The sequence below is a fragment of the Alkalibacterium subtropicum genome (assembly GCF_900112455.1).
Taxonomy (GTDB): domain Bacteria; phylum Bacillota; class Bacilli; order Lactobacillales; family Carnobacteriaceae_A; genus Alkalibacterium; species Alkalibacterium subtropicum.
This window is the reverse complement of sequence record NZ_FOLT01000002.1, coordinates 42,124-67,629: the sequence shown is the minus strand read 5'-3', so window position 1 is coordinate 67,629 and position 25,506 is coordinate 42,124. Positions and strand designations below refer to the sequence as shown.

General features: G+C 45.8%; 19 protein-coding genes and 1 other annotated feature. Of the genes, 18 read left to right on the top strand and 1 reads right to left on the bottom strand.

Annotation, left to right across the window (positions count from 1 at the left end; all coding sequences use genetic code 11):
* The first annotated feature begins 13 nt into the window (after nucleotides 1-13).
* From BM049_RS02150 to BM049_RS02100, 11 genes are all read left to right on the top strand, one after another.
* Nucleotides 14-2,308: a glycoside hydrolase family 2 protein gene (locus tag BM049_RS02150; protein ID WP_091528315.1), complete on the top strand. Its 2,295-nt coding sequence runs from the start codon at nucleotides 14-16 to the stop codon at nucleotides 2,306-2,308.
* Nucleotides 2,309-2,321: 13 nt separating this feature from the next.
* Complete coding sequence (uxaC, locus tag BM049_RS02145) at nucleotides 2,322-3,728, top strand: glucuronate isomerase (protein WP_091528313.1); 1,407 nt, start codon at nucleotides 2,322-2,324, stop codon at nucleotides 3,726-3,728.
* A 50-nt stretch (nucleotides 3,729-3,778) separates the two neighbouring features.
* Nucleotides 3,779-4,822 (top strand): mannonate dehydratase, encoded by a 1,044-nt coding sequence (gene uxuA, locus BM049_RS02140; RefSeq protein ID WP_091528312.1) that lies wholly within the window; start codon nucleotides 3,779-3,781, stop codon nucleotides 4,820-4,822.
* Between the two features lie 27 nt (nucleotides 4,823-4,849).
* Nucleotides 4,850-5,695: an SDR family oxidoreductase gene (locus BM049_RS02135; protein ID WP_091528310.1), complete on the top strand. Its 846-nt coding sequence runs from the start codon at nucleotides 4,850-4,852 to the stop codon at nucleotides 5,693-5,695.
* Between the two features lie 156 nt (nucleotides 5,696-5,851).
* Nucleotides 5,852-7,813, top strand: coding sequence for a fructose-1,6-bisphosphatase (locus tag BM049_RS02130; RefSeq protein WP_091528309.1), 1,962 nt, complete (start codon nucleotides 5,852-5,854; stop codon nucleotides 7,811-7,813).
* 71 nt (nucleotides 7,814-7,884) lie between these two features.
* Nucleotides 7,885-8,526 carry a bifunctional 2-keto-4-hydroxyglutarate aldolase/2-keto-3-deoxy-6-phosphogluconate aldolase gene (locus BM049_RS02125; RefSeq protein WP_091528307.1) on the top strand — a complete coding sequence of 214 codons (642 nt, stop codon included), beginning with the start codon at nucleotides 7,885-7,887 and terminating at the stop codon, nucleotides 8,524-8,526.
* Nucleotides 8,527-8,536: 10 nt separating this feature from the next.
* On the top strand, nucleotides 8,537-9,481 hold the full coding sequence (locus BM049_RS02120; RefSeq protein WP_091528306.1) for a sugar kinase: 945 nt from the start codon (nucleotides 8,537-8,539) through the stop codon (nucleotides 9,479-9,481).
* Nucleotides 9,482-9,907: 426 nt separating this feature from the next.
* Entirely contained in the window at nucleotides 9,908-11,419 is a 1,512-nt protein-coding gene (locus BM049_RS02115) for an MFS transporter (protein ID WP_091528304.1), read from the top strand.
* Nucleotides 11,420-11,671: 252 nt separating this feature from the next.
* Entirely contained in the window at nucleotides 11,672-12,325 is a 654-nt protein-coding gene (locus BM049_RS02110; RefSeq protein ID WP_091528302.1) for an SDR family oxidoreductase, read from the top strand.
* A gap of 193 nt (nucleotides 12,326-12,518) precedes the next feature.
* Nucleotides 12,519-13,292, top strand: coding sequence for an SDR family NAD(P)-dependent oxidoreductase (locus BM049_RS02105; RefSeq protein ID WP_091528301.1), 774 nt, complete (start codon nucleotides 12,519-12,521; stop codon nucleotides 13,290-13,292).
* Nucleotides 13,293-13,421: 129 nt separating this feature from the next.
* A complete protein-coding gene (locus BM049_RS02100; RefSeq protein ID WP_091528299.1) occupies nucleotides 13,422-14,387 on the top strand; it encodes a DUF1002 domain-containing protein in 966 nt (321 codons plus the stop codon).
* A gap of 983 nt (nucleotides 14,388-15,370) precedes the next feature.
* Here BM049_RS02100 and tyrS read toward each other — a convergent pair.
* The gene (gene tyrS / locus BM049_RS02095; RefSeq protein ID WP_091528298.1) at nucleotides 15,371-16,636 is read right to left on the bottom strand and encodes a tyrosine--tRNA ligase; all 1,266 of its coding nucleotides are present in this window, start codon (nucleotides 16,634-16,636) and stop codon (nucleotides 15,371-15,373) included.
* 67 nt (nucleotides 16,637-16,703) lie between these two features.
* Nucleotides 16,704-16,906 (bottom strand) — a binding site (T-box leader).
* A 188-nt stretch (nucleotides 16,907-17,094) separates the two neighbouring features.
* Between tyrS and BM049_RS02090 the strand changes: the two genes are divergently transcribed.
* From BM049_RS02090 to BM049_RS02060, 7 genes are all read left to right on the top strand, one after another.
* Nucleotides 17,095-19,506 carry a glycoside hydrolase family 31 protein gene (locus BM049_RS02090; protein ID WP_218147179.1) on the top strand — a complete coding sequence of 804 codons (2,412 nt, stop codon included), beginning with the start codon at nucleotides 17,095-17,097 and terminating at the stop codon, nucleotides 19,504-19,506.
* 146 nt (nucleotides 19,507-19,652) lie between these two features.
* The gene (locus BM049_RS02085) at nucleotides 19,653-20,477 is read left to right on the top strand and encodes a Cof-type HAD-IIB family hydrolase (RefSeq protein WP_091528296.1); all 825 of its coding nucleotides are present in this window, start codon (nucleotides 19,653-19,655) and stop codon (nucleotides 20,475-20,477) included.
* A gap of 110 nt (nucleotides 20,478-20,587) precedes the next feature.
* Nucleotides 20,588-22,627: a methionine--tRNA ligase gene (gene metG / locus BM049_RS02080; RefSeq protein ID WP_091528294.1), complete on the top strand. Its 2,040-nt coding sequence runs from the start codon at nucleotides 20,588-20,590 to the stop codon at nucleotides 22,625-22,627.
* Nucleotides 22,628-22,751: 124 nt separating this feature from the next.
* Nucleotides 22,752-23,522 (top strand): TatD family hydrolase, encoded by a 771-nt coding sequence (locus BM049_RS02075; protein ID WP_091528293.1) that lies wholly within the window; start codon nucleotides 22,752-22,754, stop codon nucleotides 23,520-23,522.
* A 12-nt stretch (nucleotides 23,523-23,534) separates the two neighbouring features.
* Nucleotides 23,535-24,110, top strand: a complete 576-nt coding sequence (gene rnmV, locus BM049_RS02070; protein WP_091528291.1) for a ribonuclease M5 — start codon at nucleotides 23,535-23,537, stop codon at nucleotides 24,108-24,110.
* On the top strand, nucleotides 24,100-25,002 hold the full coding sequence (gene rsmA, locus BM049_RS02065) for a 16S rRNA (adenine(1518)-N(6)/adenine(1519)-N(6))-dimethyltransferase RsmA (RefSeq protein ID WP_091528289.1): 903 nt from the start codon (nucleotides 24,100-24,102) through the stop codon (nucleotides 25,000-25,002). The genes rnmV and rsmA overlap by 11 nt, the downstream gene beginning before the upstream one ends.
* 237 nt (nucleotides 25,003-25,239) lie before the next feature.
* The gene (locus tag BM049_RS02060; RefSeq protein WP_091528288.1) at nucleotides 25,240-25,497 is read left to right on the top strand and encodes a Veg family protein; all 258 of its coding nucleotides are present in this window, start codon (nucleotides 25,240-25,242) and stop codon (nucleotides 25,495-25,497) included.
* The last annotated feature ends 9 nt before the right edge of the window (nucleotides 25,498-25,506 follow it).

The following is a 25,506-nucleotide window of genomic DNA, read 5'->3' as shown; positions in this document are numbered from 1 at the left end:
GAGGACTATTATAATGCGACAAATTTTATCATTAAATAAAGACTGGAAATTCACCAAAGAATCAGTCGACAGCAATAATCCTGAGAAAACATCAGGATGGACAGACGTCTCCGTCCCGCACACGTGGAATGCCGTAGACGGAGCGAACGGCTTTGATTTCTACCGCGGGGCCTGCTGGTATGAAAAAACACTGTCCCTTCCTATAGAGAAGAAAGACCAGCGTGTGTTTATCGAATTCGAAGGATCGAACAGTGTAACGAATGTGTACATCAATGGCCATCACTTAGGTGAACACCGCGGCGGCTATTCGACCTTCCGTTTCGATCTGACCGAACACTTTACATTTGGTGAAGAAAATACGCTGCTGGTCGAAGTGGACAACTCAGCATTTGAAGATGTCTATCCTCTGATGGCAGACTTCACTTTCTATGGTGGTCTCTATCGCGATGTTAATCTAGTACTCACAAGCGCTGTGCACGTGGACTTGATGGATCACGGTTCAAAAGGCGTCTACATCAAGCAGCAGGATGTATCAGACGACGAAGCCAGCTTTGAAGTGGAGACCGGACTGGCAAACGACTTGACAGAAGATAAAAAAGTCCGTTTATGGATCGATATTCTCGATCAAAACGGACAGGTCGTCAACAGTCGAGCCAAGGATGTACAGATGGAAGCGAACGGGAGGAAAACCGTCACCGTTCCATTCAAACTGAACGAGCCGGTGCTATGGAACGGTATCGCAAATCCGTATCATTACACGGCTAAAGTTACGGTCCAGAAGTTCAACGATACGATAGATGAACTGACGATTCCTTTTGGTCTGCGTTATTTCCACGTCGATCCGCAAAAAGGCTTTTTCCTGAACGGCAAGCGTGTGCAGCTGAATGGTGTGTCACGTCATCAGGACAGAAAAGACATGGGCTGGGCGATCACTGAAAAAGAGCACAAAGAAGATATGGAACTGATCAAAGAAGTCGGCGCCACATCTATCCGACTGGCTCACTATCAGCACGATCAGTATTTCTATGATCTCTGTGATCAGGAAGGCATGGTCGTCTGGGCTGAGATCCCATTCATCTCACGCATGTCAAAAACAGACTTGGAAGGAACCAATGCCGTCAGCCAGATGACAGAGCTGATCCGTCAGAACTACAATCACCCGTCCATTATTTTCTGGGGCGTCCAAAATGAGATTCAGATCGGCGGCGAGTCTCAGGAAGTTAGAGACGTTGTTAAAAAACTGTCTGAATTGACCAAGAAAGAAGACCCGAGTCGTCTGACGACACTGGCGAATGTCATGTTCGTGGATGATGAGGACGACTATAACTACATGACTGACGTTGTCGGCTATAACAAATATTACGGCTGGTACATGGGTGAAACGGAAGACTTCGGACCGTGGATGGACACTTTCCATGAGAAAAACCCTGACACGGCACTTTGTATCTCGGAATACGGCGCAGAAGGCATCATCGAGTATCACACGGATGAGCCGAAAGTCAAAGATTACACCGAAGAATACCACGCACTCTATCACGAAAAGGTCTGGAAAATGTATTCAGAACGTCCTTATCTCTGGGCCACTTATGTCTGGAACATGTTCGATTTCGGTGCAAACATCCGTGATGAAGGCGGTGTGAAAGGGCGAAACAACAAAGGCCTGATCACCTATGACCGCAAGCTGAAAAAAGATGCGTTTTATATGTACAAAGCCAACTGGACGACTGAGAAATTCGTTCATCTGACCGGCAAACGCTACATCGAACGTGTGGGAGACGAAACAAACTTTAAAGTGTATACGAACTGTGAGTCGGTCACCCTAGTCGTCGACGGCAAGGAAGTCGAGACTCAGAAAGTTGTCGATCACAAAGTCGTATTTGAAAATGTTGCTCTAAATGATAATGAGACTTTTGTAAAAATTGTTGGAGACGGGAGCTGTACCGACCAGGCTGTGTTTGAAAAAGTTTCGGAACTTCCAGAATACTACAAGGCACCTGACAGCGAAGAAGGCGGACTTGTATCCAACTGGTTCTCTATGCCTGAAGAAGAGGATATGGATGATAATGAAGAAGAAGTCGTTATAACTGATGATGTGTATTCGTCAAAAGACAAGATCGCTGAGCTTATGGAAAACGAAGAGACGAAAGCTGTGTTATCCAAGTTCTTCGGCGACATGGAAGCTTCACCGATGTATGAAATGATGTCAGGTATGAGTCTGGATATGCTGGCCTCTATGGATGAAGAAACATTGAATCGGAAACTGCTCAACCGACTGAATCGACAATTGACCAAAATCAGTAAAAAATAAAGGAGACGAAATCATGACTTTTATACATGACGATTTCATGCTGCAGAATGATGTAGCCAAGCACTTGTACCACGACTATGCTAAAGATCTGCCGATCTTCGACTATCATTGTCATTTGGATCCTGAGCAGATTGCAGAAGACCACCAGTTTGAAAACCTGACTGAACTGTGGCTGGCCGGCGACCACTATAAGTGGCGAGCCATGCGTGCGAACGGTGTATCAGAAGACAAAGTGACAGGAAATGCTTCGCCTGAAGAAAAATTCGAAGCATGGGCCGGGACAGCTGAAGCTGCTATCGGGAACCCGCTGTTCCACTGGACGCAGCTTGAACTGAAAAAATACTTCGGTATCGAAGATCTACTGACCAGCGAAAACTGGAAAGACGTTTATGACCGTGCCAACACGAAACTGCGTGATGAAGGATTGACAGCCCGCAAGCTCGTTGAAAACTCAAATGTTGCTTTCATTGGAACGACAGACAACCCAACAGATTCTCTTGAGTATCACGACCAGATCAAAGCCGACGACTCTTTTGATGTCACTGTAGCACCTTCTTTCCGTCCGGATGAAGCCTTCGCGATCGGCGAAGAGAAATTCACGAATTTCCTGAACAAACTGAAAGAGGTCACAGGGAAATCAGCTGACAGCTACGCTGAACTCGTTTCTCTGCTCGAAGAACGCGTGGAATACTTTGACGAGCGCGGGACACTGGCTTCAGACCACGGCCTGACAGAACTTCTCTATGCAGAAGCAACAGATGAAGAGATCGATACCATCTATGTCAAAGCTCTGGCAGAAGAAGACGTCACAAAAGAAGATAAAGCCAAGTATCTGACACGTTTGCTGACAGACCTTTCAGCGATGTACGCGAAACGCGGCTGGATCATGCAGATCCACTTTGGCGCTATCCGCAACAACAATGCCAGATCATTTGAAGCGATCGGACCGGATGCCGGTTTCGACTCGATCAATGATCAGACAGATGTCGCCTACGCACTGAACAACCTGCTGAACAGCATGCACAAAAACGGCACGCTGCCTAAAACGATCGTTTACAACCTGAACCCTATGTACAATCACATCGTGGCAAGTACGGTCGCAAACTTCCAGGGCAATGATGAAGGCATCAAGGGCAAGGTGCAATTCGGTGCCGGCTGGTGGTTCAACGATACCGAACAAGGCATGCTCCGTCAGATGGAAACACTTGCTGACCACGGACTCCTTATGCACTTCGTCGGTATGCTGACAGACTCACGCAGTTTCGTCTCATATCCAAGACATGATTACTTCCGTCGTATCTTATGTAATTTCGTCGGTGAACAAGTCGAACTGGGCAAATTCCCTGACGACGAAAAACTCCTTAAGAAACTGATCGAGAATGTTTCTTATAACAATGCCATTGAGTACTTTAAAAAATAATTTTGAGATATTAATAAAATAGAAGGTAACTAATTAGGAGGAAAAGAACTATGCAAATGTCATTCCGCTGGTACGGGACTTCAGATCCAGTATCGTTAGACTATATTCGTCAAATTCCAAACATGAAAGGGATCGTATCTGCTATTTATGATATACCGGTCGGTGAGGTTTGGCCCTTGGAAAAAATCCAGGAACTGAAAAAACAGGTAGAAGATAAAGGTCTTGAGCTTTCAGTTATCGAAAGCGTACCTGTTCACGAAGATATCAAGTTAGGTAAACCAAGCCGTGACAAGTATATCGAAAACTACAAGCAGACGCTGCGCAACTTAGGTGAAGCAGGCATTCCAGTTGTATGCTATAACTTCATGCCTGTCTTTGACTGGACACGCTCTGACTTGAACTATGAACTGGAAGACGGTTCACACGCATTGATCTTTGACGAAGAAGAAGTCAACAAAATGGATCCACGTACACTTTCACTTCCAGGCTGGGACGAAAGCTACACATCTGAAGAAATGAACCAGCTGATGGATGAATATAAAGAAGTCGATACTGAGAAGCTTTGGGAAAACCTTGAGTACTTTATCAAAGCGATCATGCCGACTGCAGAAGAAGCAGATGTCAAGATGGCGATCCACCCGGATGACCCTCCTTACAGCATCTTCGGTTTGCCGCGTATCATCACCAATAAAGAAGCTCTTAACCGTTTCATCGGCTTATATGATTCCAAATACAACGGTGTAACTGCCTGTGTCGGTTCCTATGCCTCAGATCCGAAAAACGACGCCGTCGCTATGCTGAAAGACATGCTTGAAAAAGACCGGGTAAACTTTGTGCATGCACGTAACGTCAAGCTGACTGGTGAAGGAAAATCGTTTGAAGAGTCTGCACACTTGTCTAAGATGGGATCGATCGACATGTACGAAGTCGTCAAGGCCCTGCATGAACATAACTTCGAGGGTGCGATCCGTCCGGACCACGGCCGCATGATCTGGGGAGAAACGGGCAAGCCTGGCTACGGCTTATACGACCGTGCATTAGGCGCAACGTATTTAAACGGCTTATACGAAGCCGTAGAAAAAGCAAGCAACTAAACTACAAACCCATAGGAGGAAAATAATATGACTAAGCAACACGCACATGATTTTAAAGATAAAGTGGTCGTTTTGACAGGTGCCGGAGGCGTTTTAGTTTCTGAATTCGCCAAACAATACGCTCAAGCAGGCGCTAAAGTAGCGCTTTTAGACTTGAACGAAGAAGCAGCACAGGGCTATGCGGACGAAATCAATAATGCCGGTGGAACAGCCCGCGCATACAAGTGTAATGTTTTAGAAAAAGACAGTATTGTAGCGGCTAAAGAAGCAGTAGTCAAAGATTTAGGCGAAGTGGATATTCTTGTTAACGGTGCCGGCGGTAACAATGCCCGTGCAACGACAGACAACGAATTCCACGAAACAGAAGGACTGGAAGACATGAAGACGTTCTTCGACCTTGATCAAGACGGTATTTCATTCGTATTCAACTTGAACTTCCTGGGCACACTTTTACCAACACAAGTGTTTGCTAAAGATATGGTCGGCAGAAAAGGTGCCAATATACTGAACATTTCAAGTATGAACGGATTCACACCGTTGACGAAGATCCCGGCATACTCCGGAGCGAAAGCAGCAATCTCCAACTTTACTGAGTGGCTGGCTGTACATTTCTCACACGTGGGTATCCGCGTCAACGCAATCGCACCTGGCTTCCTGGTCAGCAACCAGAACCGTGCTCTACTGTTCAACGAAGACGGTACGCCAACGGCCCGTGCGAACAAGATCTTGAACAACACACCAATGGGACGTTTCGGTGAAGCTGAAGAACTGATCGGCGGTCTCTTATTCTTGACCGACGAAAACGCAGCCAGCTTTGTCAACGGTGTCGTCTTACCGATCGACGGTGGATTCAACGCGTATTCAGGCGTTTAATAGGGTACGTGACATCTTCATGCTGCAGGAAATGCATTATAAATTCTTCTTTTAGTATGGATTTAGGAGTAAAATGAAGATGGATTGAATGAGGCAGCTTTCTGAAACTGGAAGCTGCCTTTTTTAAAACATCTTATATCAATGGGGAGGATAATGATGGATCAGTACTATTTGAATTTGCTCAGAGAAAAATATTCGACACCTGAAGCGGTTTATACGGAGCTTATCAATCTAGAAGCGATACAGAATCTGCCAAAAGGGACAGAGTTGTATCTTTCAGATGTCCACGGTTCTTCTGCAGCGTTCGAACATATCCTGCGTACTGGAGCGGGGAATGTACGGGAAAAACTGGAGAACTACTACGGAGACGAGTGGACAGCTGAAAAGAAAGACTGGTTCAGTCTGCTTATCAGCTACCCGGAATATGCATTGAAACACGAGCCTTTCGAATCTGTAAAAGACAATGACTGGTATGCAGATACGATCATTCATCTGGTGAAGTTCATGGGCTTCTGTGCAGTCAAGTATACCCGTTCGAAAGTCAGAAAAGCTCTGCCGCAAAAATATACCTACATTATCGAAGAGCTCCTTTATACAGACTTAACTCAGCGAAAAAAGAATTTATATTACAAGAATATCCTGAACCGTCTGATCAGTCTGAAACAGGCAGAGCCTTTCATCATTGCGCTGAGTGAAGTCATCCAGCGCCTGGTGATCGATCACCTGCATCTGGTGGGGGATGTTTTTGACCGTTCGAGTGGGGAAGAACAGGTGATGGAAAGGCTGATACAGCACCATTCCGTTGATTTGCAGTGGGGGAATCATGATCTGCTTTGGATGGGCGCTCATTTCGGTTCAAAAGCGAACCTGATCACCCTCCTGCGCATCGCCGCCAGATACGGCTATCTATTTGAACTCGAGAGAACGTACGGGTTGAATCTGCGTCCACTTTTTCTCTTTGCGGAGGAAAACTATGACGTGACAGAAGCCTTCAGACCTAAAGGGGCAAAACATTCATCTCTGCTTCAGGAAGAAAGTGAAGAGCTGCTGGTAAAAGCCCATCATGCCCTGGCAGTGATCCAGTTTAAACTGGAGGAACAGATCATTGAAAGACGTCCCGAGTTTCAGATGGCTAACCGGAAGTTCCTTGGAAAAGTGGATAAGGTGAATCAACGGGTCGAGATCGATGGTAAAGTCTGCGAGCTGACGGACTTTCCCTATGACCGGATCGATGAAAACGATCCTACACTGCTGTCATGTGAAGAAGAGCATATCGTCGACACCCTGATGGAAAGTTTTCAGCGGTCCGAAAAGATCCGCAAGTATATGGCCTTCCTGCTTGAAAAAGGGCGGATGTACCTGGTTTATAATGGTCATTTACTTTTTCATGGCTGTCTGCCGATGGATGCAAACGGTGATTTTCAGTCAGTTGAGCTGGAAGGCCGGAAGGTTCACGGAAAAAGCATGCTCGATGCCTTCGATATGTATGTCAGAAAAGCCAGTCAGTCTCCGGATTCCAGTGAAGATTATGCGACCGATGTTCTCTGGTATGCCTGGGCCGGTGACAAGTCTCCGTTATTTGGAAGAAACAAAATGACAACGTTTGAACGGTACTACATCAAAGATAAAGAGACACATAAGGAAAAGCGGAATGCTTACTTTGACCTGAGAGAAAACGAGGACACAGTGAAAAAAATATTGCACACCTTTGGACTGGAACATAAAAGTGCCAGGATAATCAACGGACATACACCCGTGAAAGTAAAAAAAGGGGAAAGCCCGATCAAAGCAGGCGGACGTCTGATCGTCATCGACGGCGGCATGAATGAAGCCTACCGGGCGGCTACGGGCATCGCGGGTTATTCACTCTTGAACAATTCCTACGGTTTCCAGATCGTGACCCATCAGCCCTTTGAGTCTGTCTCCGATCTATTTGAACGTGGAAAAGATGAAACCAGTCTGAAACATGTGATCGACGGGAAGCTGGAAAGAACACTGATCAAAGATACAACGATCGGGACGGCTATTCAGAAACAGATCGACATCTTACTTGAAGTCGTGGAATATATTCAGTCGCAGGAAATCTTGAATGAAGATAAGTTCAGCTTTGACATTTAAAGTAGCTGTTGAGCTGAAATAGAGAAAGCGGTATGCTAGTATACAAGAGTATGGAAAACAGGAGGAATATTATGACTAAAAAACATGGGATTTTATCTCAATTAAAAGAAAACTACTTATTCGCGGTCATTCGCGGTAAATCAGCTGAAGATGCAACAAAAATCTCAGAAGCAGTCTATGATGGCGGGATCAAGAACATTGAAGTGACTTTTACGACCCCTCAAGCGGATGAATCGATCAAAACACTGGCTAAAAAATATGCCGATACAGACATGGTGGTCGGTGCGGGGACAGTCATGGATGCCATCACTGCTCGTCTGGCGATCGTAGCCGGAGCGGAATTCATCGTCAGCCCGAACTTTGTACCTGAGATCTCAACAGTATGTAACACGTATGCTGTTCCATACCTGCCAGGATGCGGTACTGTGACAGAAGTAGCGAGCGCTATGGCTACAGGTGTCGAAGTCGTCAAAGTCTTCCCGGGCGGTATTTTAGGCCCTGCTTTCATCAAGAATGTACATGGTCCTATTCCGCACGTGGAAATGATGCCTTCAGGCGGTGTGAGTCTGGATAATATGAATCAGTGGATGGCAAACGGTGCATGGGCAGTCGGTATCGGCAGTGCACTGACTAAAGGACTGGAAGGCGACGATTACAGCAAAGCAACAGAAAATGCCAAGGCATTTGTAGATAAATACAATAACTTAAAATAGGATGTGCGAAATGGCTAGCGTTGTATTAATTGGAGAACCAATGGGTTTGTTCAGAGCACAGGAATACGGAGCGGTCAAAGATGTTTCACGCTTTACCCGATCTGTTGCAGGTGCTGAACTTAATGTAGGGATAGGGCTGTCACGTCTCGATCACAAGGTGAAGTATGTGACCAAGTTAGGCGTAGATCCTATCGGAGAACATATAGTGGATTATTTGAATAATGAAGGTATGGACACAAGCAGCGTGCTGTTTTCGGATAACCATGAAACAGGGCTCATGCTGAAAAACAAAGTGAGTGATGGGGATCCAGTCACCGCTTATTACCGTCGCTACAGTGCATTTACGACATTATCAGTTGAAGAAATCAAAAATCTGGATGTCGAATCGATCGAACTCCTGCATATTACCGGAATCCCGCCTGCAGTGAGTTTTTCTGTAAGGGAAGCCATATTCTATCTAATGAAAAAAGCTAAAGAAGCCGGGACGTTTATTACTTTTGATCCCAACATCCGTCCATCGATATGGGAATCGGAAAAAACGATGATTTCAGTTCTCAATGAACTGGCCAGTTATGCGGATGTCGTGCTTCCAGGCATTGCAGAAGGCAAGCTCCTCATGGGGTCGGACGATGTCGAGGAGATCGCTCAGTTTTACCTTGATCAGGGAGCTCAGGTCGTCATCACAAAAAGTGGGGCACACGGCGCCTATGTGACAGAAAAAGGCAAGGAAACCGTCAACGTTAAAGGATTCAAAGTAGATAAAGTCGTCGACACAGTCGGAGCCGGAGACGGCTTTGCTGTAGGCGTCATTCATGCCTACTTGAATGGCCGGTCATGGACAGACGCGGCCATCTATGCTAATGCGATCGGATCGCTGCAAGTCCAGCATTCCGGAGACAATGAAGGCTTGCCGACTAGAAGTCGACTTGAAAGTTACATCGCCAATTATAGTTAAAGATTAAAAAAAGCCAGTACTGTTGACCCAGTGCTGGCTTTTTTCTAATATATCAGTTTTTTATGTCGGATTGTATTTCAAAAATGGAGCTGTCTATTTCTAAAGAGCTTAACAGAGTTGACCCCTTATACAACAAGGGTGATTGCTACTGATATACTAATTAGTCACAATTTAGTCACAAAAACAACAGGTTAGGCATGAAAGTTTTTGCATCAACGACTAAGTTAACTTTTTAAATTAAATAGTGGTTAATTTTGGAGTAAAATATTTCATGAAAAGGATTTATAAAATCCTAGCTTATCCTTTTTATATATGCTAATATACTAGTATACAGTATAAGAAAGCGCTTTTATATGTATGGGTTAAAAAGTTGGAGAAATTATTTTATGTTTACTGGCTTTAAAACAAAAAAAGGAGTGTTATATCATGCAAACAACGCACAAACCAACTGAAGCTGTAGCGGTAGACAAAGTCCTGCCTAAATCTGCCAATCCAAAGAACTACAGACGAGCAAAAGTCTGGCAGATGGGGTTCTTTGCCGCAAATAATACTGCGACGAATATTTTCATGTTCTTAATGATGAACGTTGCCTACTTTGCCACTGGGGTTGTGGGACTTGGAACAGTGCTGGTCTCAACGCTCATTACCGGAAGTCGAATGTTTGATGGGGTCACAGATCCGATCATTGGATTATGGATCGATAAGACAGATGGAAAATATGGGAAGTTCAGACCTTTCATGTTAGCTGGCTATTTAACAATGACTGTTGTGGTACTGCTGCTATTCTTCACAAACCATTTGGTACCTGATCCATTACGCTTGCCCTATTTCATTTTGTTATATGTGGTCTACATTATTGGATACACTTTTCAGACGGCAGTGACTAAGTCTGGACAATCCGTACTGACCAATGATCCTGAACAGCGTCCACTCTTTTCTACCTTTGATATCTCAATGACCTCATTATTGTTTGCGGGAGCAGGTATTTATCTGGCTAACTACCTGGTGCCAAAATATGGTACATTCAACAGTGCTGCGTTATTTGCAGAATTTACATTAACTGTTATTGCTATCTCTGGAATACTGACAACGCTTGCTATAATCGGTATATGGGAAAAAGACCGTTCGGAATTCTTCGGTACAGGTAAAGCAGTAAAAATCACATTTAAAGATATGTGGCAGATCCTCAAAGGGAATCGCCCGCTTCAAATGCTGATCGTAGCTGCTTCAACAGACAAATTGGGGCAGACGATCGCCAGCAACTCGATCGTTATGGTCATGCTTTTCGGAATTATTATTGGGGATTACGGTTTGTTTGGTGTGATTTCAGGGATATTACTGATACCGAATATTATCATCGCCATTTTCGGTACGCGCATGGCTGGTAAGTTTGGAACTAAAAAAGGGTATATCGGTGCGACCTGGCTATCAATGATCACATATGGCGGGATGTTCCTGCTGATCGTTCTGGGGGATCCATCAAAAATTTCAATGAGCAATATGGGATTCATGACGATCGCCTTCTTAAGCTTATATGTCATCGGTAACGGTGTAAGAACATTATCCGGCGGACTTGTTATTCCGATGATACCAGACGTAACTGACTATGAAACATACAGAACAGGACGTTATGCTCCTGGGGTCATGGGGACCATCTTCTCGTTTGTTGACAAAATGATCTCTTCATTCGGTCAGACTGTTATCGGAGTCACTCTTGCCTTTATTGGTTTTGATCAGATTTTCCCTGATGTTACTACACCGTATTCAGATGATATCCTCTGGGTCACCATGTTCCTGTTCGTCGGAACGCTGATGTTTGCATGGATCGCTTCACTCGTTGCGATGAAGTTCTATGATCTGGATAAAGCAAAAATGGAAGAGATCCAGGCTGAAATCGAATCCAGAAGACAAGAAGTGTTAAAGAATAAAGAAAACTGATTCTAAATAAATTTGCAGACGATCCCTTGAGCGCAGTCTCAGCGGATCGTCTTTTTACTGCTTGACTTGTAGAGTTTCATGTCTTTCATATTTAATAATAAAAGCCGATTTACTGATAGGCTGAGTGTTTGTCGGGTTTCAACTATCACTTGAGTGAAAAGTCATACTGGAGTGCATAAAGGCGTTCTTTTGGTCATCCTGTCTTCTTTTTGTTATGATTATACTAGAGTTCAAAAATGAAGGAGCGATAACATGAATGTATTGATCGTTGGCGCAAATGGACAGATCGGCCAGCATTTAGTGGATGAGTTGAAGAATGAAGGCAAACATACGCCCGTCGCTTTTGTCAGAAAAGAAGAACAGGTAGAAAAATTCAAAGAACAGGGAGTCGAAGCAAGGTTAGGTAATCTGGAAGACTCCGTAGATGAAATCAAAGAATGCATGGCTGATATTGATGCCGTCGTCTTTGCAGCAGGTTCAGGCGGCAGCACCGGATATGACAAGACATTACTGATCGATCTGGATGGTGCGGTCAAAGTCATCGAGGCAACGAAAGCTGCGGGTATCAACCGCTTTGTTATGGTCAGTGCCTTTGGAGCCGATAATCGTGACCGATGGAATGATGAACTGAAGCCGTATTATGTGGCGAAACATTTCGCTGACATGTGGCTGATGGATTCAAGTCTGAATTATACAGTGGTCCGTCCGGGCATGCTGGAAAATAAAGAGTCGATCGGGAAAGTACGGGTCGATGATGTCATTCTCGACAGCGACGTATTCACTATCCCACGCATCGACGTGGCAAAAGTGCTGGCGGCATCTCTTGAAAATGAAAACACCTATCATAAGTCATTCGATCTTGTCACAGGCGATAAAGCTGTCGATGATGCACTGAACGGTCTGTAAGCATACAGAGGATCTTTACAACCTATAAAACCAGAAAGAAGTATGGCCATATGGCTGTACTTCTTTTTCTTATCCGGGCTGCAAAAACTTTGCAATTCAATAAGAAAGCGATTACAATTAACTTGATTACATTTAAAGGAAGGAGGGGCATGTTTCAGTCTTTCACTAAAAAATCGATAAAGGTGGTTTAAGCATGTCAAAACGATTAGAAGGAAAAGTAGCAATCATCACAGGAGGTGCGGCAGGCATCGGTAAAGAAACAGCTAAACTGTTCCTGCAGGAAGGGGCAAAAGTATCAATTGTCGATATTAATGACGAGGATCTGTCTAAAACTAAAGATGAACTGAGTGAGTTCGGTGAAGTGATAAGCATCCAGGCTGACGTGTCTGATGAGGCGGCTGTTAAAAAGTATGTGGAAGAAACGGTTGATAGCTTTGGTACGATCGATGTGTTTTTCAACAATGCAGGAATAGAGGGAAAAGTAGCGCCGATAGTGGATCATGACGTCAAGTATCTGGATAAAGTACTGGCTGTCAATGTCCGGGGTGTGTTCCTGGGAATGAAACATGTTTTACCTGTCATGCTGAAAAATAAAAAAGGCAGTGTCATAAACATGTCATCCGTGGCTGGTTTTATTGGTTCACCCGGTGTGTCTCCTTATGTTGCAAGTAAACACGCGGTCATCGGCTTGACGAAATCAGTGGCTCTGGAAACAGCAGCTGAAGGGATCCGTGTGAATTCAGTGCACCCTTCCCCAGTGAACACCCGTATGATGCGTTCTCTGGAGAAAGGCTTTGATCCTGAGAATGCAGATGCAGTAAAAGAAGGCCTGGAGAAAGATATTCCGATGCAGCGTTACGGTGAATCGGAAGATATCGCCAAACTTGTCCTCTTCCTGGCTTCAGATGATTCAGACTTCATCACAGGCGCCCAGTATCGTATCGATGGAGGCATGGCAGCTAAATAATTTTACACGGAAAGCACTGGCAGAAGCCCGTCTGTCAGTGCTTTTTTGTGTCGATAGTCAAAAAAGCAGGATGGTGGTATACTATACATGCATTTACTAGAATGCGTTACTTCTAAAGGAGAGAACAAAATGATCAGACAACTAAAAAGTAAAGTGGGCTGTATTGCCGTATGGACTGTCTTGGCGCTGGTTCCCATCTCAACTGTCAGTGCTTCTGAAGGCATCGATACCAGTGTCGTGGATGAAGCCTGGGGACTGCCGACCTTTGTCTACGGCGGCGGGCTGGATGAGGAACAAATCGATGAAACAGCGGACTTATTGGGGATCGATAACAGAGAAAATGTTGCCAGTGTGGATGTGACGGGTGAAGATCTGCAGAATTATCTGGGGACCGGATCCGGAAACACGGCAAGCATGATTTCTTCCGTTCTGGTTCAGCGAGAAGATGAAGGCGACGGCGTCAGCGTACTGATCGAAACACCGCAAGATATCACGGAAATAACGGAAGAACAGTATGCCAATGCAGCCATCACAGCAGGTGTAGAAGACGTGACCATCATGGTTGCCAGCATCCGACCTGTTACTGGCGAAAGTGCATTGACCGGTATCTATAAAGCTTTTGATGTGAACGGTGAAGAGCTGGATCAGGACCGCATGGAAGTGGCTCAGGAAGAATTGGAAACGACCAACGATATCGCTCAGGCAAATGAAGGGAATGAAGCATTCAATACTTCCCGTTTTGACCAAGCGATCGTTGAGATCAAGCAGCAGCTGGCTGAACTCCGCGAACAGCAGAATGAGCTGGCCACACGTGAGGATATTGAGCGCATCATCAATGAAGCGCTGGAAAACAATAACCTGCAGAACGTGATCAGTCAGGAGCAGATCGACCGCCTGCTGGCTTTCTTTGAACGCTACCAGCAGACCGGGGCCATCGACTCCGCTCAGGTCAGAGAACAGCTTGAAAATCTGTCAGATAACATTAGAGACCGGTTCGGTGATGTCTGGCAAGACGCTGAAGACAGCGGTCTATTCGATCAGATCGGCAATTTCTTCAGTCAGTTATGGGAAGCGATCAGAAACTTCTTTAACTAGAACTAAAAGGGTCGAATCACAGTTTAAATGTGATTGGACTTTTTTGGTTTTTTTGCAGGTCGTCTTTTGATCACTAATGTAGTCACCGATAGGAAGTTAACAGAAGGATATAAAAGTTATAGAGACTAAAGTAATTATGGCCAGCGAGTTACTAGAACAAGAGGAAACTTCTATTAACTCAGTTAAAATTATAATAGGGGTCAGTAGAAGAACGGTCTTTTATAGTAACACAAATCGAAAAAAACCTGGAGTTATGAAAACAGAGGGTATCTTCTTATAACTCGATGATTAATGACTAAAGAATTACCCGAAGATGGCCGATTTTCTGTGATCTCATGCATCCTAAGTCTAAGCAGCTGCTAAAAGAAACCAATTCTCCTCTTGACCCGAAAAACAAATGCAGAAGAGTTAATAAAAGAGAAACCGGCTTTTATTAACTCTACAATTAAATAGCTTAAGTTAATAGAAAAAGGATCCAGCCTTCTTAATCTGAAGGCTGGATCCTTTTTCTATTACAGTGGTCCTTGTTTTTTTGTGACTATTCGGCTTATTCTAAGATGCCGGGAGCCTGAATGAGCCGAATAGTCATAACTTCGGTCCCTAGAAAAGGTCGTGCACTATGAATAGACCGAACCTGATCGAGGTACGGCTTATATAAAAGTACCGGGAGCCTGAATGAGCCGAATCGTCGCAACTTCGGTTCATAGAAAAGGTCGAGCACTATGAATAGACCGAACCTGACTGTAGTACGGCTTTTATGAAAGTGCTGGGAGTCTGAATGAGCCGAATCAGCACCTGCTTCGGTTCATTCAAAAGATGACACACAATGGATGGACTTAACCTGATCGGAATTTGTCTCATTGTTAGTTAAAAGACATCTGATATGCACTCACCTGTAGATCTCCTCGTCTAAGACCTGTTACTTGATAAAAAAAGCTGCTGTACCTCGACAGAGATACAGCAGCTTCATCATAGTGACTCTTTTAAACCAGATGAACCAGGAAGTATTTCTTTTTACCTTTGCGTACGATAACAAAACGGCCGTCGAAACTGTCGTCTTCTGTCACGATGTAATCGACGTCTTTGACTTGAACGCCTTTGATACGGATCGCGCCGTTTTTGATGTCTTCACGTGCCTGACGTCTTGAGGGTTCGATCTTCGTTACATCTACGAGAAACTCGACCAGACCATGCTCACCGGCCGGAGCTTCTGATGATGGCACATCTTTAAAGGTGGCTGCGATCTGGTCCGCTGTCAGTTCCTGGATCTCGCCAGAGAACAAGGCCTGAGAAATCTTGATGGCTTCATCCAGTGCTTCCTGACCATGGACAAAGCGTGTCATTTCTTCAGCTAAAGCTTTTTGAGCGGCACGCTTGTGCGGTTCAGTTTCCACTTGTTCAGCCAGCTCTTCGATTTCCTCTTTTGAAAGGAACGTGAAGTACTTCAAGTATTTGACGACATCGCGGTCATCCTGGTTGAACCAGAACTGGTAGAATTCGTAAGGCGTTGTCTTTTCAGGATCCAGCCAGATTGCACCGTCTGCTGATTTGCCGAATTTCGTGCCGTCCGCTTTCAGCAGCAGGGGAATGGTCAGTCCAAAGGCTTTAGCATCAGGACCTGCTTTTTTACGAATCAGGTCCAGACCTGCGGTGATGTTGCCCCACTGATCGGAACCCCCGATCTGCAGCTGAACATCCTCGTTCTGGAAGAGATGCAAAAAGTCCACAGACTGGATGATCTGATAACTGAATTCAGTAAAGGAGATGCCAGTATCTAAACGGCTTGAGACAACGTCTTTCGCCAGCATCGTGTTGATGTTGAACTCCTTACCGAAGTCACGCAGAAAGTCCAGGAAAGAGAGCTCTTTCAGCCAGTCATAGTTGTTGACGAGTTTGATGCCGGATTGTTCTGAACCAGCCTCAAACAGCTGGCGCATTTGACCGCTCAGTTTTTCAGCGTTCATCTCGATCTGGTCCATGGTCTGGAGGACACGTTCGGAATTACGTCCGCTGGGATCCCCGATCGATCCTGTCCCGCCACCGATCAGGATGACTGGTTTATGGCCGGCCAGCTGGAATCGTTTCAGGATCATGAAAGGGATCAAGTGTCCCACATGCATGCTGTCTCCGGATGGATCGATCCCGCAGTATAAGGCGATATCTTTTTCGTTTGTCAGTTCCCGCAGACCTTCTTCGTCTGTCTGCTGGTTGATGGCGCCGCGCCATTCCAGTTCGTCTAGTATATTCATAGTCAAGTATTCTCCCTTTTCATGATTTTATGCAATAAAAAAAGCCCCGCAAAAAGCCTATGCTTTCTGCCGGGACGAACAGTGCCGTGGTACCACCCAGATCAAAGTCAATGCAGACACTGACTTCACTCATCCCCATAACGCCGGGGTGCGTCTCCAAAGAGAAAAGCTCCAAGGTGTATTTCGTTTTAACTGATCATACGGATTTTCACCAGCCATCCGCTCTCTTGAAAAATCAGATAAACTACTGCGCCTGTTCATCGCTGAAAGTATTCATCTCAGTTAGTATAAGGGATTGCAACGGGGAAGTCAACAGTCACAAAAGGACGTCATGAAAAGATGGAAATCTTCTTCTACTTTCACGTTCGTTTATTAACATTGTTGATCGTTTTTAAGTGGAGAAATATTTGGTGTATGCTAAAATATAATTAAGAGTCAATGAGAAAGGATGATGAGACTTGGTCAAGCAAAGAAAAGAAGTGTTTAATTTAGATAGAGAGCCTGAAGCTCCTGTTGAGTCACAGGTTATCTGGAAAAATTATCGTTTTACAGTTTTAACCTCTGCGCTTTTTCGTATAGAGTATGCCAAGAGCGGGGAATTTGAAGACCGTGCCACGCAAACGGTTTTAAATCGTAATTTCCATACACCAGAATTCAATAAAAAAGAAAATGATGAATATATTGAGATCATCACCGCCAAAGCTCACCTTATCTTTCATAAGGAAGAAGGCGGGTTTACTAAAAACAATCTGCGGATAGAAGCCATCGGGAACTACAGTCTCTACCACAGTACCTGGTATTTCGGTGACCGTCCCGACACATTGAAAGGCACCGCACGGACGCTCGACTTTGCCGATGGGGCGATCGAACTTGAAGAAGGGCTGATGAACAAGAACGGGTATTCGGTCTTTGACGACAGCAAGTCCATGCGGCTGACAGACGATGGCTGGGTCGAAAAACGTCCGAAAGGGATCACTGATATGTATTTCTTCGGTTACGGCCGGGATTATTTAGGTACCCTGAAGGACTACCATCACCTGACCGGGAAGACGCCTATGCTTCCACGTTATGCCTTAGGGAACTGGTGGAGTCGTTATTACCCGTACTCCCAGGAAGGGTATAAACGCCTCATCAATGAATTTGAAAAAAGAGACATCCCGTTTTCGGTCGCTGTTATCGACATGGACTGGCATCTTACTGATGTGCCGGCGGAATATGGTTCAGGCTGGACAGGCTACACCTGGGATACCGATCTGTTTCCTGACCCCGATGAATTTCTGAGCTGGCTGGGGGATCATGGGCTGCGTACGACGCTGAACCTTCATCCGGCGAACGGTGTACAGCCTTATGAAGAAATGTACGAACCGATGGCCAAAGAAATGGGTGTGGATATCGAAGAGAAGAAACCGATCAATTTTGATATCGCGAATCACGAATTTTTAGATGCTTACTTCAGATATCTGCATCACCCGCACGAAGAGATAGGTGTGGATTTCTGGTGGATCGACTGGCAGCAGGGCAGCGTCACAAAAGTGGAAGGACTGGACCCTTTGTGGATGCTCAACCACTATCATTTCCTCGATAACGGGAGAGGGGAGAGCCGTCCGCTCGTGTTCTCGAGATATGCCGGCTTAGGCTCACACCGATATCCGATCGGTTTTTCCGGCGATACGGCTGCGACCTGGGATTCACTCGATTTTCAGCCTTACTTTACAGCGACCGCATCGAATGTCGGCTATGGCTGGTGGAGTCATGACATCGGCGGACACTATGGCGGCAAGAAAGACAATGAACTGTTCGTCCGGTGGGTCCAATTTGGAGTCTTTTCTCCGATCAACCGACTGCACAGTCAGGACGGTGAATTCAGCGGGAAAGAGCCTTGGCGCTACGGTAATAACGCTGAAAAGATCGTTAAGGAATTCCTGCAGTTGAGACACCGTCTGGTTCCGTATTTATACACGATGAATGTGATCAACCACTTTGACGATTTTCCGCTCATCCGCCCGATGTATTACCATTATCCATGGAAAGAAGAGGCATATGAAGTGCCGAATCAGTATTATTTCGGCACTCAGATGATCGTTTCGCCTATAACGACTCCTCTGAGAGAGGATCTGCGCTTGGGTAAAGTCAAAGTCTGGCTTCCAGAAGGCCGATGGTACGATTTCTTTATCAACCGTGCCTATGAAGGAGACCGTATGATCGATATGTACCGGTCGCTGTCCGCTTATCCGGTCTTTGTCAAAGCTGGGGGGATCGTTCCTCTTGACCAAAGCTATAGTAACCACACAGGTAATCCGGAACAGATGGAAGTGAAAGTGTATGCCGGGGACAACGGCAGCTTCTCTCTATATGAGGATGACGGCCTGGGCAAAGGTGTTGAGGAAGTGACCACGAAGATGTCCCTGATCTGGAAAGAGGACGAGGACGAGTGGTCCATCTTCCAGATAAATGAACCGGAAGGAAATCAGGATGTTCTTCCCGCTGAACGTCAGTTTACTATATCACTAGTCGGCTTTGCCTGTCAGACTATGCCGGAAGTCTATGTCAATGATGAATTTATCGACGTTGAAGTCTTCCGGAAAGGCAAAATAACGAACGTGGTCATACCAAAACAGCCGATAGATTCACAATATACTGTCTATTTAAAAGAAGTGAAACTAAAGCAGAACGATATGCACGGTGAATTGTTCCGCTTCCTCGACCGGGCACAGCTGCCGGCGAGTCAGAAAGAAAAAATCTACAACTCGATTTTAAGAGGGAAATCAAGCGCACGGGTCATCAGTGCACTGCTTGCTCTGGATTTAGGTGAGGATATCATCGATGCCATCAGTGAGATCGTCTGGGCTAACCCGGATGAAATCGATTGACAGTTAAGTTTAAGGGCTGAATAGCTGAATAGAGAAGAAGGCAGACAGTTTTTGGTATCTGCCTTCTTTTTCTGCTTTATTATAGGCCCCCTATGACCAGGCATGTTACAATAGAAGTGAAGTTTTAAAGGAAGTGGGATACTTATATGACAAAAATAGTCTTTCTCGATATAGACGGGACATTGGTGACCAAATACAACAATATTCCGCCGTCGACAAAACGTGCCATACAGAAGTTAAAGGACAACGATGTATGGCCTGTCATTGCTACAGGACGCGCGCCCCTTCTGATAGAAGAAGTGCGTCAGGAACTCGGCATTGATAGTTATATTGCAATGAATGGTCAGCTTGTGGTCCATGACGGTGAAGTCGTCTATCACAACCCGATCCAAGCAGAGACCGTCGAGCAGCTGGTCAGCCGGGCAGTAGACAAGAATGACGGCATCATTTTGTGCGGGGCTAAAGATATTTTCAGCAATTCCATCGTTTCTCTGGCTAAGCGGAGTTCTGTACTGACACTGCTCAAAGGGCTGGTGAAACTGATTCCCGGCTCCATTCAGCTGTCGTTCTTCAGCCGACTGATCAAGAAGCCGCCTAAACCGGAAGATTACGAAGGGAAACCCATCTATCAGGTCATTATCGAAACATCCGAGGGCGAAGAGGCACAGTATAAACAGGCCTTTACCGATCTGGCTTTTGCCCGATCCAATCACTATACCGTGGATGTCATCAGTAAAGGCATCTCCAAAGCGACGGGGATCGAACACTATCTGAATCATGTGGGTGTGGATAGAAAAGACACGTACGCTATCGGTGACAGCCCCAATGATCTTGAAATGCTGGGGTACGTAGAAACCAGTATCGCCATGGGGAATGGCTGGGACAACGTCAAAGAGATCGCCGATCATGTGACGGACGACGTGGATAAAGACGGGATCGAAAAAGCACTGAAGCATTTCGGACTTATCTGAGTCTCTTTATTCCGTTCTTTTTCGGCAGGGGTTCCTATGCTATACTAGTTAAGAAATGTGTGTTGCACACTGAACGAGCAAACTAAAGTAAATTAAAGGAGGACATTAAGTTGTCTGAGAGAAAGTCGTTTTACATTACAACCCCCATCTACTACCCGAGCGGCCAGCTGCACATCGGTAATGCCTATACCACTATTGCCTGTGATGTTTTAGCGCGCTACAAGCGTTTGAAAGGCTTCGATACCTTTTATCTTACAGGTACAGATGAGCACGGTCAGAAAATCGAAACAAAGGCGAAAGAACTGAATCAGACGCCACAGGAGTATGTGGACACGATGGCTGAAAGCATTCAGTCTCTATGGAAAACTCTTGAGATCTCAAATGATGACTTTATTCGTACCACCCGTCCTAAACATAAGGAAGTGGTCGCTAAGATCTTTGAAAAACTCCTGGCGCAGGGCGATATTTATTTGGGAGACTATGCCGGCTGGTATTCTGTCTCTGATGAAGAATTTTTCACTGAAACCCAGCTGGCTGAAGTCTTCAAGGATGAAGACGGCAATGTGACTGGTGGCGTCGCTCCCAGTGGACATGAAGTCGAATGGGTGAAAGAAGAATCTTATTTCTTCAAAATGAGCAAGTATGCCGACCGTCTGCTCGAGTATTATGACACGCACCCTGAATTCATCCAGCCTGAATCACGCAAAAAAGAAATGATCAATAACTTCATTAAACCGGGTCTGGAGGATCTGGCTGTGTCACGTACGACCTTTGACTGGGGCGTTGAAGTACCTTCGAATCCAAGACACGTCGTGTATGTCTGGATCGATGCCCTGACGAACTATATCACAGCCTTAGGTTATGATCCGGATCTGGGCGGCTTTGACGAACAGCCGGCAACATTCAGAAAATACTGGCCGGCCGATGTGCATATGGTCGGTAAAGAGATCGTCCGGTTCCATACGATCTACTGGCCGATCCTTTTGATGGCACTCGATCTGCCCCTGCCCAAACAAGTCTTCGGACACGGCTGGCTCCTGATGAAAGACGGTAAGATGTCCAAGTCTAAAGGCAATGTCGTCTACCCAGAGAAACTCGTTGAACGCTACGGCGTGGATGCAGTCCGCTATTACCTGATGCGTGAAGTCACGTTCGGCAGCGACGGCGTATTTACTCCGGAAGATTTCATTTCCCGCATAAACTATGATTTAGCCAATGATCTGGGGAACCTGGTCAACCGTACAGTGGCCATGATCAATAAATACTTTGACGGCGTGATCCCGGATTATGAAGGGGATGTGACCGCCTTTGATGAAGCCCTGCGTCTGCAGGCACTGGAAACAGTTGAAGAATACGAAGTCAACATGTCTGAGATGCAGTTCAGTTCTGCTTTGCAGTCGGTCTGGAAGCTCGTTTCACGGACCAATAAGTATATTGATGAAACGGAGCCTTGGGTATTAGCCAAGGATGAAACGAAGCGGGAGGAATTAGCCAGTGTCATGGCTCACTTGTCTGAAAGCCTGCGCATTACTGCTGTGCTGCTTCAGCCTATCCTGCTGCACACATCAAAAGCCGTTGCTGAACAGCTCGGGTTCTCAGAAGAAGATGTTGCCTTTGACAAGGTATCCTTTACGAAGCATGATGAACCGAATACGGTCGTTAAAAAAGGCACACCGATCTTCCCGCGTCTAGACGTGGAAGAAGAAGCGGGAGTCATCCAAAGCTGGATGAGCCAGACAGCTACAGATGAAGGAGAAACAGAAGATATGGAAGCATTCGTTCCGGAAGATACAACATTGACATCGGTCAAGGACAAAGAAATCAAGTACGACGTTTTTGACCGCATGGAGCTTAAAGTAGCGGAAATCGTTGCGGCTGATAAAGTTGAAAAGGCAGATAAACTGCTGAAATTCAGACTGGATGCCGGAGATGAAGGCGGCCACCGTCAGATCTTATCAGGTATCGCAGCCTTTTATCCTGATCCACAGGAACTGGTCGGAAAGAAAGTCGTCATCGTAGCCAACTTGAAACCGAGAAAAATGCGCGGTGAAATCAGCCAGGGGATGATCCTGTCTGCTGAAGATACAGAGGGCAACCTGACTGTGATCGAAGCGCCAGCTCATATGCCGAATGGCTCCATCGTGGCTTAAGACAGACATAACGTAATCAGAAATTCCAGCAAAGAGAGGAGATGCGTCTTTTGACTTTGTTGGAATTTTTCTGTTCATGGTGTATTCTGAATGAGACGAGCGAGACAAACAAAGGAGAGAAACCATGCTTTTTGATACACACACACATATAAATGTCGACCGGTTCAAAGGTGAAGAAAAGGAAGCCATTGAGCGAGCCAGAGAGAATCAGGTGACCCGTATGGCGGTGGTCGGTTTTGATACGGAAACGATAAAAAAATCTTTGGAATTGAGCCGAGCCTACGAGGGCGTCTATTCCATCATCGGCTGGCACCCGACTGAAGCGGCGAGCTATACAGACGCGGTCGAGGATCAGCTTATGGAACAGCTGCAAGGGGACAAAATCGTTGCCATGGGCGAAATGGGCCTGGATTACTACTGGGACACAGCCCCAAAGCCTGTTCAGCATGATGCTTTCAGACGTCAGATCCGAGTCGCAAAAGAGCTGGATCTTCCCATCAGCATCCATAACCGGGATGCGACAGAAGATACCTATAAAATACTCAAAGAAGAATATGCCGGGGATACTGGCGGGATCATGCACAGTTTCAATCTGGACACTTATTGGATGGAGAAATTCCTGGATATCGGCATGCACATTTCACTAAGTGGAGTCGTTACGTTTAAAAATGCGCCGGAAGTGAAAGAAGTGGCGAAGCAGGTGCCTTTTGAAAAGCTGCTTGTGGAAACCGATGCCCCTTATCTGGCGCCGATGCCTAACCGGGGCAAGCGGAATGAACCAGCCTATGTCAAGTACGTAGCTGAAGAAATCGCCAGACAACGCGGGCTGACACTCGAACAAGTCGCTGAGCAGACGACTCAGAATGCTATGCGTCTTTTTAGACTGGAAGAATAAGGTGAGATAGCAATGGAAAAGATCAAAGAAATCATCGTGGTCGAAGGAAAAGACGATACGAAGCGTCTCGCTTTGGCGGTCGACGCGGATACGATCGAAACACGCGGTTCCGCGATCAGTCAGGAAATACTGGAACAGATCGCTTTAGCCCAGGAGACCAGAGGCGTCATCGTCTTTACCGATCCGGACGGTCCGGGTGAAAAGATCCGTAAAATCATCTCGATGCATGTCCCTGGGGTCAAACACGCCTTCATTACACGAGATCAGGGCCGTCACAGAAAATCGGCGAAAGCAAGTCTAGGCATCGAACATGCTTCAGTTGAAGACATACGCGAAGCTCTGGATCAGGTCGTTGAAGAACGTATCGATGCAGAAGAGACCGTGAGTCAGTCTTTTCTGATCAAAGAGGGACTGATCGGCTCTGATAAAGCGCGGGAATTGCGGGAAGCCCTTGGCGAAGAACTGCGCATCGGCTACACCAACGGCAAGCAGCTGAAGAAGCGCCTGACCATGTTCGGCTTTTCAGAAGGAGACGTTGAACAGGCATTAGCGAAGATACGAAAGGAACAAGCAGACAATGACGCATAAAGATATCGCAACACCTAATCGTACCAAAGAAATTCTGCGGACATACGGACTTTCCGCAAAGAAAAGTCTGGGACAGAACTTTATCATCGATACCAATATATTAAGAAACATCGTTGAGGCGGGTGAGGTTTCTGACCGCACCACAGTAATCGAAGTCGGGCCCGGAATCGGAGCCTTGACGGAACAGCTGGCCAAGCAGGCAGGAAACGTGATCGCTTTTGAGATAGATGACCGCCTGCTGCCCGTCCTTGCGGATACCCTGTCTCCTTACGACAACATCGAAATCATTCATGAAGACATATTGAATGTGGACCTGGAGGCTTTTTATGCATCACATCTAAAGGATGCCAAAGAAATCGTGGTCGTCGCGAATCTGCCTTATTACATCACGACACCTATTATTATAAGATTCCTGGAATCGCAGCTGCCCATCGACCGCATGGTACTGATGATGCAGAAGGAAGTGGCCAGCCGTCTCTCCGCACAGCCTAGTACGAAGGCGTATGGTTCCTTGTCCATAGCTGTCCAGTACTACATGGACGCAGAAGTGGCCTTCACAGTGCCCAAGACGGTCTTTATGCCGCAGCCGAATGTGGATTCTGCCATCATCAGACTGAGCAGAAAAGCGACGATGGGTATAGACGTCAAAGACGAGGAACTGTTTTTCACACTGACCCGAGCGGCTTTCGTCCAGCGCAGAAAAACTTTATGGAACAATCTGCAGGTGGCATTCGGCAAAAAACAGACGGTTAAAGAGAAAATGTCTGAGGCACTGACGTCTGCCGGCATCGATCCGAAAAGACGGGGGGAAACCTTGTCTATCGAAGAATTCGGACGCATGTCCAACGCGTTCAGTGCGGCCGGCTTGTCCAGAAAAGATACGGCTGTCTAGATCCGCTCCAGGATGAGAATAAGTCAGATGTGGAAAACACGAACGTTAGCGCCTGCCAGTTACGCCTTTTATTAAAAAGGTTTCATGATTTCCGGCATTATATCTGGTATAAAAGGAATAGTCACCTCATTATAATTTAATCTTCACATAAAATCCTATCTTTAACCGTCCGAAAGCTTTTAATTTTCGGTTTTTAGTGGTATAATGAATATACTACTTTGTGAGGTGAGTCGAAATATGCCAACTACTTTAGCGAGCATTAAGAAAACCTTGGACAGTCAAATAGGAAGAGAAATCAAATTGATTGCCCAGGCTGGAAGAAAAAAGACGACAGAACGCAAAGGTATTTTAACAGAAACGTATCCTTCAGTTTTCGTCGTAGAGCTTGATCAGGAAGAAAATGCAGTGGAAAGAGTTTCTTATAACTATACAGATGTATTGACGCATGCTGTGGAAGTCGAGTTCTCTGAAGAAGTCGAACGTGTACTGAGCTAAACAGAATTT